A 13965-nucleotide genomic window follows, 5' to 3' on the forward strand; every position below is an offset into this window, starting at 1 on the left:
TAGGCTTCGACGCGGCCGGCGGGCCGACGGGTGGCGTGGGTCGCCCCCGGCGGCGGCGCGCGTGGCCGGCCCGCGAGGCGCGGGCATGATGGACGATGGACAACCGCTCAACGGCGCCGGACGGTGACCCGCGAGGTACGGGCTGAGGAGGACAACGGTGGAGGAAAACGTACGGACCGGGCGCTGCGTGGTCGCTGTGGACGGGCCGTCCGGTTCGGGTAAGTCCACCGTCTCGCGCCGGCTCGCCGCCGGCATCGGTGCCCGCTACCTCGACACCGGCGCGATGTACCGGGCGATCACCTGGGCGGTGCTGCGTTCCGGGGTCGACCTGACCGACGTCGAGTCGGTGGCCAAGGTCGCCGGCGAGGTGGACCTGCGCATCGGCACCGACCCCCAGGGGTACGGCGTGACCGCCGACGGCGTGAACGTCGACGCCGAGATCCGTGGCCCCGAGGTGACCGCTGCGGTCTCCGCCGTGGCCGCCGTGCCGGCGGTGCGTGCCCTGCTGGTCGCCCGGCAGCGCCAGATGATCGCCAACGCGGGCCGGATCGTGGTCGAGGGCCGCGACATCGGTTCCGTGGTGGCTCCCGACGCCGACCTGAAGGTCTACCTGACCGCCTCCGAGGCGGCGCGTGCCCGGCGGCGCAGCGCGGAGGACGCGGCGGACGTCGCGGCGACCGCCGCCGACCTGGCCCGCCGGGACAAGCTCGATTCGACCCGCAAGGTCAACCCGTTGCAGCAGGCGCCCGACGCCGTGGAGCTGGACACCACCGAGCTGGGCATCGACGAGGTCGTCGCCGAGCTGCGCGCGCTGCTCACCGAGCGGGGAGTGGCATGAGCGACGACAACGGCGGCTGGGTGGAGCTGCGCGAGCCGGATCTCGACGTCGAGGAGCCGTCGGGGCCGCAGCCGGTGGTGGCCGTGGTGGGCCGTCCGAACGTCGGCAAGTCGACCCTGGTCAACCGGATCATCGGCCGCCGCCAGGCGGTCGTCGAGGACATTCCCGGGGTGACCCGGGACCGCGTCCCGTACGACGCGCAGTGGAACGGCCGGTCGTTCACCGTGGTGGACACCGGTGGCTGGGAGCCGGACGCCAGGGACCGGGCCGCGGCGATCGCCGCGCAGGCCGAGATCGCCGTCGCCACCGCCGACGTGGTGCTCTTCGTGGTCGACGCGATGGTCGGTTCGACCGATGTGGACGAGGCCGCGGTGAAGATGCTGCGCCGCAGCGCCAAGCCGGTCATCCTGGTGGCCAACAAGACCGACAACACCGCCATCGAGATGGAGGCGACCTCGCTCTGGTCGCTCGGCCTCGGTGAGCCGTTCCCGGTCTCCGCGCTGCACGGCCGGGGTTCGGGTGAGCTGCTCGACGCCATCATGGACGCGCTGCCCGAGGCGCCGAAGATCGTCGAGAACCGTCCGCGTGGCCCGCGCCGGGTGGCGCTGGTCGGCCGTCCCAACGTCGGCAAGTCGAGCCTGCTGAACCGCTTCTCCGGCGAGGAGCGGGCGGTGGTCGACTCGGTCGCCGGCACCACCGTCGACCCGGTGGACAGCCTGGTGCAGATCGGCGGGGAGACCTGGCAGCTGGTGGACACCGCCGGCCTGCGCAAGCGGGTCGGCAAGGCCTCCGGCACCGAGTACTACGCCAGCCTGCGGACCGCCTCGGCGATCGAGGCGGCCGAGGTCGCCGTGGTGCTGCTCGACTCCAGCGAGGTCATCAGCGAGCAGGACCAGCGCATCCTCTCCATGGTCGTCGAGGCCGGCCGGGCCCTGGTGATCGCCTTCAACAAGTGGGACCTGGTCGACGCCGACCGCCGGTACTACCTGGACAAGGAGATCGACCGGGAGCTGCGCCGCATCCCGTGGGCGATCCGGCTGAACCTGTCGGCCCAGACCGGCCGGGCGGTGGACAAGCTCGCGCCGGCGCTGCGCAAGGCCCTGGCGAGCTGGGAGACCCGGGTGCCGACGGCGCAGCTCAACCAGTGGCTCACCGCGCTGGTGCAGGCCACCCCGCACCCGGTGCGCGGCGGCCGGGCCCCGAAGATCCTCTTCGCGACCCAGGCGGGCGTCGCCCCGCCCCGGTTCGTGCTCTTCACCACCGCGCCGCTGGACGCGGGCTACCAGCGCTTCGTCGAGCGCAAGCTGCGCGAGGAGTTCGGCTTCGAGGGCAGCCCGGTGGAGATCTCGGTACGCCCGCGCAAGAAGCTCGGCCCCGGCGGCCGGGGCAAGGCGCACGGCTGACCCTGTTACATCGGACGCCGGGTGGAGCAGCACGCTCCACCCGGCGTCCCCTTTTGTCCCACCCTCCTAGGACGCCGTACGGGTAGTGACCCACGCGGCCGCGGCGACGCTGCGGCTGTGGCCGTCGCCGTGGTGGCCGAGCGAGTCGGCCGGTCGCGGTAGGTGGGGCGTCCGTCGGGTCCGGGGTCGGTCCGGGCGGCGTGTTGGCTGGTGGGGCAGCCCGGGGGAGGGGGTCGTTAGGGCGTCCAGCGGATGTTCGGGTTCACCCGGCCCGTCCAGTCGAAGACGGCCATGTTGTCCCACTGGTTGCCGGTGCTGTTGATGTTCGCCGGATCCCAGCCGTTGCCGGGGACGGCGTACCAGGTCGGCTCCCAGTAGAAGACGCCGACGGCGCCGGCGTTGCGGGCGGTGTTCTGCACCCACGCGAACTCGGTGGCCTGCCCGCTCCAGCTCGCCGGGTGGCCCGAGCACGGCTCGGCGCCGTTCACCGAGTTCGGTTCGCTGTCGGCGTTCGCGGCGGTGAAGGGGTACGCCGTCTCGGCGACGACCACGGGCCTGCCGTACCGGGAGCGGACGTCGGTGATCACGTTGTACAGGTTGGCCAGGGTGCCGTGCCACATGCAGTAGTACGACAGGGCGGTGAGGTCCCACTGCACGCCCTTGGCCCGGATGCCGTCGTAGAACCACCGCGCGTTGGCCATGCTGTCGCTGTTCGCGGTGTGGATGATCACCTGCGTCGCGCTGTTGCACTGCTTCGTCGCCTGGTAGCCGGCCTTGAGCAGCAGGCTGAGGTTGGTGAAGTCGTTGTCGACGACCTTGCCGTCGCTCCAGAGCATGCCGACGTTGATCTCGTTGCCGATCTGCACGCTGTCCGGCGTCGTGCCCTGGGCCTTGAGGCCGGCGCAGACGTCGTACGTGTACTGGTAGACGTCGCTCTGGAGCTGGCCGATGCCGTGGCCGGTCCAGGCTGCCGGCTTGTACTGCTTGCCCGGGTCGGCCCAGGTGTCCGAGTAGTGGAAGTCGATCATCAGCTTGAGTCCCTTGGCCTTGACCGTCCTCGCGTACGCCAACACCCTGGCCTTGTTGTTCCAGCCGCTGGCGGGGTCGTTCCAGACGCGCAGCCGTACGTAGTTGACGCCGAGGCTCTTGAGGATGTCGAGCGGGTCGCGGGCAGTCCCGTTGGCGTCGTAGTACCGTGCGCCGAGGTCCAGGCTCCGTTGCACGGAGGAGACGTCGGCGCCCAGCATCGTCAACGTGTTCGCCGCCGACGCCGGTGTCGGCGGGGTGAGCAGGGCGGCCGGCAGCGCGACGGCCGCGAGGAACGCGGCGGCCCACGCGCGTCGGCGGGATCGGTGCGGCGTCATCCGGACCTCCTCGGTGGGGGCGGGGCCGTCGATCCGGCGCCCATACATCCACGTAGGTCTATGAATATAGCGGCGGTCGTGCGCTGATTCAGCGATGCGTGCCGAACGCGGCGGCCAGCTCGTCGTCGTACGTGGCGAGCGACCGGCCGTCCACGCCGGACGCGACGAGCCGGCCGTGGGTCATGGCCGCCGACCGGAAGGAGAACGTGCGCGACCCCGGACAGGCGGCGAGCAGCGGGACGACCCGGGGCGCGCCGCCCGGCGTGGAGTGGTACTCCAGGCGGGCCGCGTGCGCGGAGACCACCCCGTCGACCCGTACCTTCGTCGGCTCCACGGCGGTGCCGAAGGTGACCGGCTCCTCGCCGCCGAACGCGGCGCACTCGGCCGCATCCCGGCAGACGAAGTACCGGGGATTGGCCACGTCGCCCAGGGAGTTACGCCTTGAAGGTGGGGTCGGCGCCGGCCGGGAGCGGCTGCACGGCGAAGAACGCCAGCGTCGCCGTGGCCGCGACACCGACCCGCAGCCAGGCCCGGCCGGTGGCGGTCCGCCGACGCGGCCCGGCCGCCGCGAACGCCAGGCCGCCGAAACCGGCCAGACAGAGGGCGCACGCGCCGAGCGTGCGGGCGTTCTCGAGGAGGAACTGCACTCCGGGGCGGGCCGACACCGGGCCCAGCACCGCGCCCAGCGACACCACCATGGCCACCGGCAGGGCGGCCCCGGCCACCTTCCGGGTCACCCCGGACGCGCCGACCAGCAGCATCCCGGCCAGCACCGACCAGATCTGGTGGTGGGTCCAGGAGACCGGGGACACGGCCACCGTGGCGCAGCCGACGAGCACCGCGGCGTGCCCCGGGCGTCCCTGCGCGGTGAGCTGTCGGGCCCGCAGCAGGGCGGCCACGCAGAGCGCGCCGACCCGGCGCCCGGGCGCGCCCGAAGCCGATGAGACATGTGCCGGACGGCTTGTCGGGCCCCTCGGCCTATGCTTCGGCGCGTGAACGAGAAACGGTGGAGCGGCGTAGACCTGAGCAACATGCTGCGCGCGGTCGAGGACGCCGCCCCGGTCGACGCGGTGGAGGCGATGACCCGAGGCATCGGCGTCGACCTCGGGGCGCGATGGGTGTCGTTCCTCGTCGCGGACATGAGCGGCCGGGCTCTCGTTCGGCTGGCCCACGACGTTCCCTCCGCCGACCGGCCCGGCGGACGTAGGCAGGACGAGGACGTCGCCACCGTCCTGCCCTTCGACGGCGGGCCACAGGAACAGGCGCTGCGCTCCCAGCGCGTGCAGGTCCGTGCGAGCGGAGACGATCACGTCGTGATGGCGCCCGTCACGCAACGGGGCGAGGCCATCGGACTGTTGGAGATCTCCCTGCCGCACGAGCCGGACGACAGTGACCTGGCCGAGATCTCCCGGGCCGCGCACGCGCTGGCGTTCGTGGTGATCGCCGCCCGGCGGCACACCGACCTTTTCGAATGGGGTCAGCGAACCACTCCGTTCACCCTCGCCGCGGAGATCCAGCGCCGGCTCCTGCCCTCCTCGTTCACCTGCGAGGCCGGCTCGTTCACCCTCTCCGCGTGGCTGGAGCCGGCGGCCAGCATCGGCGGAGACACCTTCGACTACAGCCTCGCGCGCAACCTGCTGCATCTGAGCATCACCGACGCCGTGGGACACGGCGTGCACAGCGCCCTGACCGCAACGCTCTGCGTCGGCAGCCTGCGCCACACCCGCCGCCGCGGTCACGAGCTGCTCGACCAGGCTCAGGCGGCGAACTCGGCGCTGATCGAGAACCCGCCCGGAGGGTTCACCTTCGCCACCGGACTTCTCGGCCGGCTCGATCTGCGCACCGGCGTGCTGGCCATGGTCAACGCCGGCCACCCCACCCCACTCCTGGTGCGCGACGGAACCGTCCGGCCCCTCGCGCTACCGGTCGACCCGCCGTTCGGCGTACTGCGCCACGGGACCTACCGCACCACCGACGTTTCGCTGCGCCCCGACGATCGGCTCATCCTGCTCACCGACGGCATGCTGGAACGCGGTGCCGCCCGCCTCGACCTGCCCGCACGGCTGCCGGGCCTGAGCGACCTGCACCCCCGGGAGGTCGTCCGGACACTCGGCGACGCCGTCCTCGACGTGGCCGGACCCACCCTGCCCGACGACGCCTGCATGCTCGTCCTCGACTGGCACGGCGACCACGGCGACAAGCGCACCACCACGGCCGGCGCCGATCCCCACCGGGCGAGCGCCCTTCCGTACGCCTGAGGCCGGACCGAGCAGGCGTGCGCCTGCGGTCCACTCCCGTCTGCGGCGGCTCCGGCCGGGGGCCGTGCGCGACGTCAGCGGCCGGTCGCTGGTCCGGCCGGCGCACCTGCCACCCACCTGCGGTTGGTGATCGCCGTCTGATCAGACAAGCCATAGGGGGCTAGCCGCCGTTGGGGGCGCGTCACGCACCGTAGCCGCAGCGGGCTTGCGTCGGCATCCGGATCTGCCGAGACGAGTGCGTGGCTGCTGTGGAACTTGGACGACGATCATCAACTGCGTCAACGCTTGCCGCTGCTTGCCGCCCTGTTTCTGGAACAGGTGGTCTGGCGTGCCGCGGTCGGCCGTAGCGGTCGTGGCGGTCGGACGTTGGGTCATCCGAGCCACCGATCGAACCATGCGCGGGTGCGGCGGAGCACGTCGAGCTGGTGGTTGCGTTCGCGGATCGAGTGGTTCTCCCGGGGATAGACGACGTACTTGTGCTCGACTCCGAACCTGCGTAGCGCGCGGTGGAAGAACTCCGCCTGTGATACCGGAACGTTCGTGTCGTTCTCGCCGTGCAGGATCAGCACCGGCGTGCGGACCTTGGAGGCGTACGAGATCGGGCTGAGCCGGTCGTGGCGGTGTGGACCCGGTCCTTCCCAGCCGCTGCTGCCGCCGAGGGCAGCCTCGAACGGCCCCTCCTCTCCGGCTGCGGCGAGCATTCCCCAGTCGCTAATTCCGGCTCCCATCACGGCGGCCTTGAACCGGTCGGTCTGCCCGACCGCCCATGCGGCCATGAAACCGCCGTGGCTCCAGCCGCCGATGCCCAGCCGGTCGGGGTCGGCGACGCCGTCGGCGATGAGCAGGTCGATGCCGGCGCAGATGTCGGTCCACTCGTCCAGGCCGACCGCACCGGCGACGCGCACCGCGAATTCGTGGCCGTGCCCTCGGCCGCCGCGCGGGTTCGGCAGAAACACGGCGTAACCCGCGGTCGCCAGCCACTGGCCTGACGGGTGCCAGCCAAGCTGGAGCCGGTCGGCGTGCCGTTCGTACGGGCCGCCGTGAACAAGTGTCACAAGCGGAAACGGCCCGTCCTTGTGGGACCGGCCGGCGGGCAGGATCAGCAGGCCGTCCAGGGCCAGCCCGTCGGATGCCTCGTACGACAAGCGTTCCTGGACACCCCACCGGATGTCGCGCAGTTCGGGTCTGAGATCGGTCAGCCTCGTCAGCGGCCCGCAAGTGGGGCCGGCGTGGACGTTCCCGGGCTCGTAGGACGTGCTCACCACCGCCGCGACGGCGTCACCGTGCCGGCTCGAGGTCAACGACGTCGCGAGGCCGTCGACCCGGGACACCTCGACGAGGTTGGGCCCGACCGGATCGAGCCGGTGGATCGCGGTGTCGAGCCCGTCGGCGACCAGCACCAGCGGCGGACCGGTGTCGACCTGGACCAGGTTGCTCGAGCAGACGGTCGTGCCGGCGGTCAGGTTACGGTGCTCGCCCACCGGCCCGCGCACCGGCACGGCGACATCGAGAACCGCGTGTCCGCCCACCAGAGCGGGTGGAGTCTTCGCGACATACGCCAAGTGCCAGCCGCCGTCGGCGGACCACCAGACGAGCGACGACGCGTCCGCCGCGGCCGGGCCGAGGTCCCGCGTCACGCCGCTGTCCGGATCGAGCAGGTGCAGACCGGGCTCCACAAGGCCCGGGTCCACGTCGGGGGTCGACCAGGTGAGGACCGCCAGCATTCCATCGTCGGGCCGCTGGACCACCTCGACGACATGGCGATCGCCGCACGCATCCGGTGTCCGAACCTCCCGGCTCCGTACGTCGAGCAGCCGCAGCCGGTCCGGGCGTACGCGTTCACCCCACACCCGAGCGTCGTCGCGCTCCCTGTCCCGACGTTCGTCCTCAGCGGACGGTTCATCGGCTGCGATCACCACGACCAGGTCCGGATCGGCTAGTGGGAGGTGATCTGACACCCCACCGGCCCAGCACGTGACCGCCTGCACAACACCGTCGACCAGCCCCACCCGGTGCAGTTGCGCCGTGCCACGCTCGGCCCGGTCGGAGAGAAAGTAGATCAACAGCGAATCCCCGGCCCACCGCGGCGCTGAATCGTACGCCTCACCCGAAGTCAATCGTCGCGGAGACCCGGTCCCGTCGACGGCGGCGACCCAGAGTTCGCTGACCGGGTGATCACCAGCCCGCCCGACCGGGGCGACCACGTAAGCGACCCACTTGCCGTCCGGCGACAGCGCCAATGCCTGCGGAACGCGACCGTCAACCACCAACTGGGCGGTGAGCTGTGTACGGGCCACCGAGGCACAGTATCGATCAAATACTACGGCGGCCAACCGCTGCCGCAACGCGCCGCAGCACGGCTGCGGCGTCCTCGCAGGCCGTTCCAATCTCGACCAACAACGCCAGGAGGAAACGATCTCGCTGCTTGATCGGATGCGCACATCTGCCGCTCTGGGCGGACTGGCGTTCATCGCTGCTGGTGACGCACGGTGATGTATGGCTACCTCTCCTGCTCCCGCTTCCAGCGTGGTACCGACCAATCAGCTCGTTCTGCGTGCCGCGGTGTCCGCCTTCCTGGGCCGCTACCGTGGGCAAACTCGCGTCCATACTGAGTCCGACCCTGCGAGTCTTCCTCCGCTGGTGCACCGAGCAGGCTCTTGATCCGCTCGCCATGGCGCGGATGGACGTGGAGCGGTACGTGCGCTGGCTGCAGGACGTACGCCGCTACCAGCCCTCGACTGTCTCGCGGCGCCTGTCGGTCGTGGTCGGCTTCTATCGGGTCTGCGTCATCGACGCCATCCTGGAGCATTCGCCGGCCGACTACGTCCGTCGGCCCACGGTGCCGTCCGAGTCGCCGACCCTTGGGCTGGGGCACCTGCAGATCGAGGCGCTGATCACTACCGCCCGGCTGTCGGCCAACCCGAACGACTTCGCCCTGGTCGCGCTCCTGGGTCTGCTCGGGCTGTGGATCTTCGAAGCCTGCGGGTCGAACATCGCCGACCTGGGTGAGGAGCACGGGCACGGGTCCTACGCGTGCGCGGCAAGGGAGGCAAGGTCGTTCTCGTCCCGCTGCCACCCGCGGTGGCCCGAGCCATCGACCGGGCCGTCGACGAGCGCACCAGCGGGCCGATCCCGCGCAATACCCTCGGTGTTCGGATGGACCGGCATGCCGCCACCCGCCGGCTCAAGCACCTGGCCCACACGGCGGGGATCCGGATGCCGAGGATGCACCCACATATGCTGCGGCACACGTTCGTGACCACCATGCTCGACGCCGGCGTCAGCCTGCGTGACGTGCAGATCGTCGCCCGCCATGCCGATCCGAGAACCACGATGCGCTACGACCGCGCCCGTAAGAACCTCGACCGGCACCCCAACTACATCCTCGCTGCCTACATGGCCTCTGGAACATGATCAGCCGCTCAGGGCTCTGCCGATGAGCGGTCGCCGTGACATGCGCGTCCCGCGCGCCTCGGTCGGGTGCACGTGTTGGGCGAAGTAGGACCGGGTGGAGGGTGATCGCCCCGCCAACTGAGGGACCTCCGAAAGTGGATGTTCGAAACTACGATGAGTGCCGGCGCGGCCCTAGGTCATCAGGCACATTCTCCTTTGCGCGTGAATTCGGAGGCCTCGTGAAGCTCTTGCTTACGTCCGGCGGAGTCACGAACCCGAGCATCCACTCGGTGCTCGTGCAGCTGCTCGGCAAGCCGATCGATGAGTGCCACGCCCTCTGCGTCCCGACAGCACAGTGGGGTCACCCGATGTGCGGTCCGACATCGGTACGGGACTTCGTCGCCGCCGAGCCCAAGCCTGACTGGCAGTACATGTCCGGCCTGGGCTGGGCGTCGCTCGGTGTCCTCGAGCTCACCGCACTGCCCACCATCGGCGCGGAGCGATGGGTCCCCTGGGTCCGGAAGGCCGATGTGCTCCTGGTCGACGGAGGCGACGCGACATACCTGTGCCACTGGATGCGCGAGTCCGGGCTGGCCGATCTGCTGCCTTCGCTGCCCGACAAGGTCTGGGTGGGAGTAAGCGCCGGAAGTATGGTGATGACGCCCCGGATCGGGGACTACTTCGTCGAGTGGCCGTCCGCGCCAGATGACCGCACCCTGGGAGTCGTCGACTTCTCGATCTTCCCGCACCTGAACCTCTTCCCGACAAACACCATGGCTGACGCGGAGCGATGGGCCGCCGACATCGGCGCTCCGGCCTACGCCATCGACGAACAGACGGCCATCAAGGTCGTCGACGGCTCAGTCGAGGTGGTCTCCGAAGGGCAATGGACGAAGTTCGGGTGATTGTCTCCGGGCGACTATCCGGATCTGCCGCCGACCGGGCGCCGGGCTCTCACCGTTGCCCGACGGACTGCGCCGCCCCCTCGTGCCGATGTGCGGGCGTCGTACGGTCGAGCGGCGAGGGCCGCACCGTGGTGCCACGCCCGAGCGCATACTGATTCGCCCGCCGGGTGCATGCCCGACCTCATGACTGCGTGGCCCGCGACCGGTCGTGCCTGCACATCGGGTTGGACTTCCGGCATCAGTCAGTAGCGCGACCGTTCAGGGTGCGGGACAGAGCGTCTGAAGCCGCGGATTGCCGCTCGATGCAGCGACGCGCCGGGTAGGCAATGGGGCGAGCCGTTCGATGCCGCCAGCCGCTCGGGTACGTCCTTGCCATGTCGGTTAACTGGTGCATGGCCCGCTTAGGCAGCAGCCTGGCCCGGTTGGCTCGGCCAGGCCCGCGAGGCCGGTCTGGAGGACGAGGACGTCCAGGCGCTGCTCGCGTCGGTGATCGCGGAGAACTCGGCGCGCAGGGCCCAGGCTGGCGGCGACCGGACGCAGTCGGAACCGACGCCGGGCGCCGGGTTCCAGAGGAAGGAAGGCGCCGCATGAGCGAGCAGTCCATCGCCTTGGAAGCCTGCGACGTGGACAGGCGCTACGGCACCGTTTGGGCGCTACGGGAGTGCAGCTTCCAACTGCCCGCCAGCCGCATCATCGCGCTGGTCGGCGCGAACGGCGCGGGCAAGTCGACGCTGATGAGCATCATCGCCGGTACGTTGGCGGCCACCTGCGGCTCGCTGCTGGTCCACGGCCGACCGGTGGTGAAGGGCAGGTCCACCAACGGGGGTGGTTCTGCCGGGAGCCGGGTGGCGATCCTGGCCCAGGACAAGCCGCTGTACCGGGACTTCAGTGTCTCGGACATGCTCCGCTTCGGGAGGTCGATGAACCACGTGTGGGACCAGCGGCGGGCGCTGTCGTGGCTTGAGCGCTTCGACATCCCCCTGGACCGCCGCTGCGGCAAGCTGTCCGGCGGGCAGCGGGCGCAGGTCGCGCTGGCGGTCGCCCTGGGCTCCCGCCCGGCGGTGCTGCTGTTGGACGAGCCCCTCGCGAACCTGGACCCGGTGGCCCGTACTGAGGTGACCGGCGAGCTCATGGCAGAGGCCACCGACAGCGACATGACCATCATGCTGTCGACCCACATCATCGCCGAGCTCAGCGGCGTCGGTGACCACCTGCTGCTGCTCGACGCGGGCCGGCCCGTGCTCACCGGCGATGTCGAGGAGCTGCTCGGCAGCCACGTGCGGCTGACCGGACCCCGCGCGGACCAGCCACCCGGCCCGGGCGCGATCGTCCAGGCGCAGCACACCGACCGCCAGTCCACGTTCGTCCTCCGGCAGCCAGCGCCACCGATGGCGCACGCCGTCGTCGCCCCCGGTTGGACCGCCCAGCCCATCACCCTGGACGAGCTGATCCTGACCTACCTCAAGGCATCGTCCAAGGCACACCGTGATCTGGAGACAGCAGCATGAGCCCGGTCACCCACGCGCCCGCCCCCACGAACCGTCAGGACGATCTCGGGTCCGCCGAAGGCGTCCGCGGTCTGCTGTGGCTGACCTGGCGTCAGCACCGCTGGACCCTGATCGGCATGCTCGTCCTGGCCGCGGTCCTGGTGGGCTGGATGACCTACCTGTCCATGGAACTGACGGACCTGTGGCGCCAGTGCGGCAACGCGTACTGCCCGGAGAACTCCCCGCAGGGCGAGCGGCTCGCCGGGTCCTCGAGCCTGGTCCTGACCTTGGGTGCCCTGTCGCGGGTGGTGCAGTACATGCCGCTGCTGATCGGCCTGTTCATCGGCATCCCGGTGCTGACCAGGGAGCACGAGCAGCGAACCCTGCTGCTGGCCTGGAGCCAGGACGTCTCCCCGACGCGCTGGCTGTGGACCAGGCTCGGCCTACTCGGCCTGTTCGTGGCGGCTGTGACCGCGGCCGTCGCCGGCGTCAGCGACCACCTGGAGCGAATGAGGACTCTGGTCGCTCCGGGAACCCTGTTCGACTACGTGCCGTTCCTGAACACCGGGATGCTGCCGGTCGTGATCAGCATCTGCTGGTTCGCTGTCGGCGTCGCACTCGGCGCCGCGATCAAACGCACGCTCCCCGCCGTGTTCGGCGTTTCCGCGGGTTTCATCGGTCTGACCTACCTCGTCCAGTGGCGCTACCCCACCCTCATGAAGCCGTTGTCCGCGCACCTGCAGGTGGGCGGGCCGGACGGCGGTCTGTTGCGCGACAACACCCTGGTCGTCAAGGGCGGCATGATCGACTACGGCAGCGACGGTCCGTCCGGCGCGTTCGACGCCTCTGGACGCCAGCTCCTTCATCAGCACCGATGCACGATGCGGACGGTGGTCGGCGACAGCGGCCACCATTCTTGCCGCCACTCTTCACAAGCTTCTTGTAGAGATCGTGAATGACCCGCTTGTCGAGGGCGTAAAGCTGCCGTCCGCCGATGTGCGGAACCATGTAGCAGCGGATGAGGTCCCGGTAGTTGCTGAGCGTCGTCTCCTGGACGTCCAGTTCGCGCTCGTTGAGCCAGCTCTCCAGCTCGGCAGCGACGCTGCCATCGGCACCCAGATCGGCTCCGCCGTAAGTGGCACGCGCTTCCTGTTCCCGCCCTCAGCGCAGCGGCCTGGTCGGGGAACCCCTGCCGCTTGTGCTGGCGGCGACGCCCGTTCGCGTCAGGCGGGAGGTCGTTTCCGCAAGATCACATATGATCTTCTATATCCGCTGGTGAAACCCAGTCGGGACGGCCGGATTCGAACCGACGACCCCTTGACCCCCAGGACGAACCGTCACACGTTCACGCAGGTCACGCACGCTACGCGCAACAGCAAGACGCGTGCCGGGCGGCATGCCGTCTACTACCGCGCACCACGTGTGGTCCCTCGATGGTCCCCGACATAGCGGCCTTCGGGATCAGCCTGCCATGAGAAGTGATCGGCTGGCCGGCTCGCCCGCTCGTTGCCCTGAGCGTGCAGCAAGACCAAGGTCCGTGGTGGAGCCGTCTTCCGCACGTCGCAGCGTTATAGCACAATGGACGAGTGAATGAGCGAGTGCTGGTGAAGCACGAACGGCAATCCTCCCGGCTTTTCGAAAGAGGAGCCAACGCTCTTGTTGCATTGGCGGCTGTGGCGGGTTTGGTTTCGGCGATAGCCTCGACGCTCTTTGCTGAAGAGGCGTCTTCTGGAAACGGAAAACCGCCCCCCGAGTTCTCCTGGACCCCGATCGCCGTCGTCGCCGCCAGCGCTCTAGCCATCGCAATAATCGCTGTTTCATTCCTCGCCGCTCGCGCCGCAGTTCGCCGCCGAGAAGGTCGGCGAGACGCGATCCAAGGCCTTCTCACCCGCTCCTTGGAAGCCAGCGAGGAGAGGTTTAGCTCCCAAGCTGGTGACGCCTATACGGATGTCGTGGAAATGTACGCGCAATCGATCCTGGAACTCGCGAAGCAAAACCATAAGCGCGATGGATCAGACATCGTCTCGCAGCGACATATCGAGCGTGCGGCAGAATTCCTAGGCACAGGCTACGCCTCAAAGAGGGGCAGGCACCTCGGTGCAATCGGCGGTGTGCTGCTTGGAACGGGATTCTCGGTATGGAGTGACATATTTATCGACGGAAAGTATGCCCCAATTCCATTGGGGATTTCTCTGGCGCTAACCATTGTGGGCGTTGCGCTGGTGGTCTATAACTGGGTACGCGACTAAGCCGTGGTATGCACGTCGGCTCGGCCGGCCTCACCTCGATGGTTGTGTGGCTGCATTGGCGAGCCGCG

11 protein-coding genes and 2 pseudogenes are annotated in these 13965 nt (G+C 69.7%); 8 read left to right on the plus strand and 5 right to left on the minus strand.

Annotated features, from left to right (window positions below):
* Positions 1-157 precede the first annotated feature (157 nt).
* Both cmk and der read left to right on the plus strand, forming a co-directional pair.
* The gene (cmk, locus tag ACPFP2_RS15780; RefSeq protein WP_424089923.1) at positions 158-838 is read left to right on the plus strand and encodes a (d)CMP kinase; all 681 of its coding nucleotides are present in this window, start codon (positions 158-160) and stop codon (positions 836-838) included.
* Positions 835-2241: a ribosome biogenesis GTPase Der gene (gene der, locus ACPFP2_RS15785; RefSeq protein ID WP_424089924.1), complete on the plus strand. Its 1407-nt coding sequence runs from the start codon at positions 835-837 to the stop codon at positions 2239-2241. Before cmk ends, der begins: the two co-directional genes overlap by 4 nt.
* Before the next feature lie 236 nt (positions 2242-2477).
* Here the strand turns inward: der and ACPFP2_RS15790 are convergent, their stop codons facing one another.
* From ACPFP2_RS15790 to ACPFP2_RS15800, 3 genes are all read right to left on the minus strand, one after another.
* Positions 2478-3605, minus strand: a complete 1128-nt coding sequence (locus ACPFP2_RS15790; protein WP_424089925.1) for a glycoside hydrolase family 53 protein — start codon at positions 3603-3605, stop codon at positions 2478-2480.
* Positions 3606-3693: 88 nt separating this feature from the next.
* Positions 3694-4026, minus strand: a complete 333-nt coding sequence (locus ACPFP2_RS15795) for a hypothetical protein (RefSeq protein WP_424089926.1) — start codon at positions 4024-4026, stop codon at positions 3694-3696.
* A gap of 13 nt (positions 4027-4039) precedes the next feature.
* Positions 4040-4504: a hypothetical protein gene (locus tag ACPFP2_RS15800; RefSeq protein ID WP_424089927.1), complete on the minus strand. Its 465-nt coding sequence runs from the start codon at positions 4502-4504 to the stop codon at positions 4040-4042.
* A gap of 93 nt (positions 4505-4597) precedes the next feature.
* On the opposite strand from ACPFP2_RS15800, the gene ACPFP2_RS15805 reads away from it, so the two are divergent.
* Positions 4598-5863 (plus strand): PP2C family protein-serine/threonine phosphatase, encoded by a 1266-nt coding sequence (locus tag ACPFP2_RS15805; protein ID WP_424089928.1) that lies wholly within the window; start codon positions 4598-4600, stop codon positions 5861-5863.
* A 371-nt stretch (positions 5864-6234) separates the two neighbouring features.
* Here ACPFP2_RS15805 and ACPFP2_RS15810 read toward each other — a convergent pair whose 3' ends face one another.
* Positions 6235-8160: a S9 family peptidase gene (locus tag ACPFP2_RS15810; RefSeq protein ID WP_424089929.1), complete on the minus strand. Its 1926-nt coding sequence runs from the start codon at positions 8158-8160 to the stop codon at positions 6235-6237.
* A gap of 733 nt (positions 8161-8893) precedes the next feature.
* On the opposite strand from ACPFP2_RS15810, the pseudogene ACPFP2_RS15815 reads away from it, so the two are divergent.
* The 4 genes and pseudogenes from ACPFP2_RS15815 to ACPFP2_RS15830 all read left to right on the plus strand — a co-directional run.
* Positions 8894-9277, plus strand: a pseudogene (locus ACPFP2_RS15815) (tyrosine-type recombinase/integrase); the annotation flags it as partial.
* A 218-nt stretch (positions 9278-9495) separates the two neighbouring features.
* A complete protein-coding gene (locus ACPFP2_RS15820) occupies positions 9496-10161 on the plus strand; it encodes a Type 1 glutamine amidotransferase-like domain-containing protein (RefSeq protein ID WP_424089930.1) in 666 nt (221 codons plus the stop codon).
* 587 nt (positions 10162-10748) lie between these two features.
* On the plus strand, positions 10749-11669 hold the full coding sequence (locus tag ACPFP2_RS15825) for an ABC transporter ATP-binding protein (RefSeq protein ID WP_424089931.1): 921 nt from the start codon (positions 10749-10751) through the stop codon (positions 11667-11669).
* Complete coding sequence (locus ACPFP2_RS15830; protein WP_424089932.1) at positions 11666-12607, plus strand: ABC transporter permease; 942 nt, start codon at positions 11666-11668, stop codon at positions 12605-12607. Before ACPFP2_RS15825 ends, ACPFP2_RS15830 begins: the two co-directional genes overlap by 4 nt.
* 34 nt (positions 12608-12641) lie before the next feature.
* Here ACPFP2_RS15830 and ACPFP2_RS15835 read toward each other — a convergent pair.
* Positions 12642-12767, minus strand: a pseudogene (locus ACPFP2_RS15835) (site-specific integrase); the annotation flags it as partial.
* A gap of 467 nt (positions 12768-13234) precedes the next feature.
* Here ACPFP2_RS15835 and ACPFP2_RS15840 point away from each other — a divergent pair.
* Positions 13235-13897: a hypothetical protein gene (locus tag ACPFP2_RS15840; RefSeq protein ID WP_424089933.1), complete on the plus strand. Its 663-nt coding sequence runs from the start codon at positions 13235-13237 to the stop codon at positions 13895-13897.
* Positions 13898-13965: the final 68 nt, after the last annotated feature.

It is taken from the genome of Micromonospora citrea (assembly GCF_049629545.1).
In the GTDB taxonomy this organism is placed as follows: Bacteria; Actinomycetota; Actinomycetes; order Mycobacteriales; family Micromonosporaceae; genus Micromonospora; species Micromonospora citrea_A.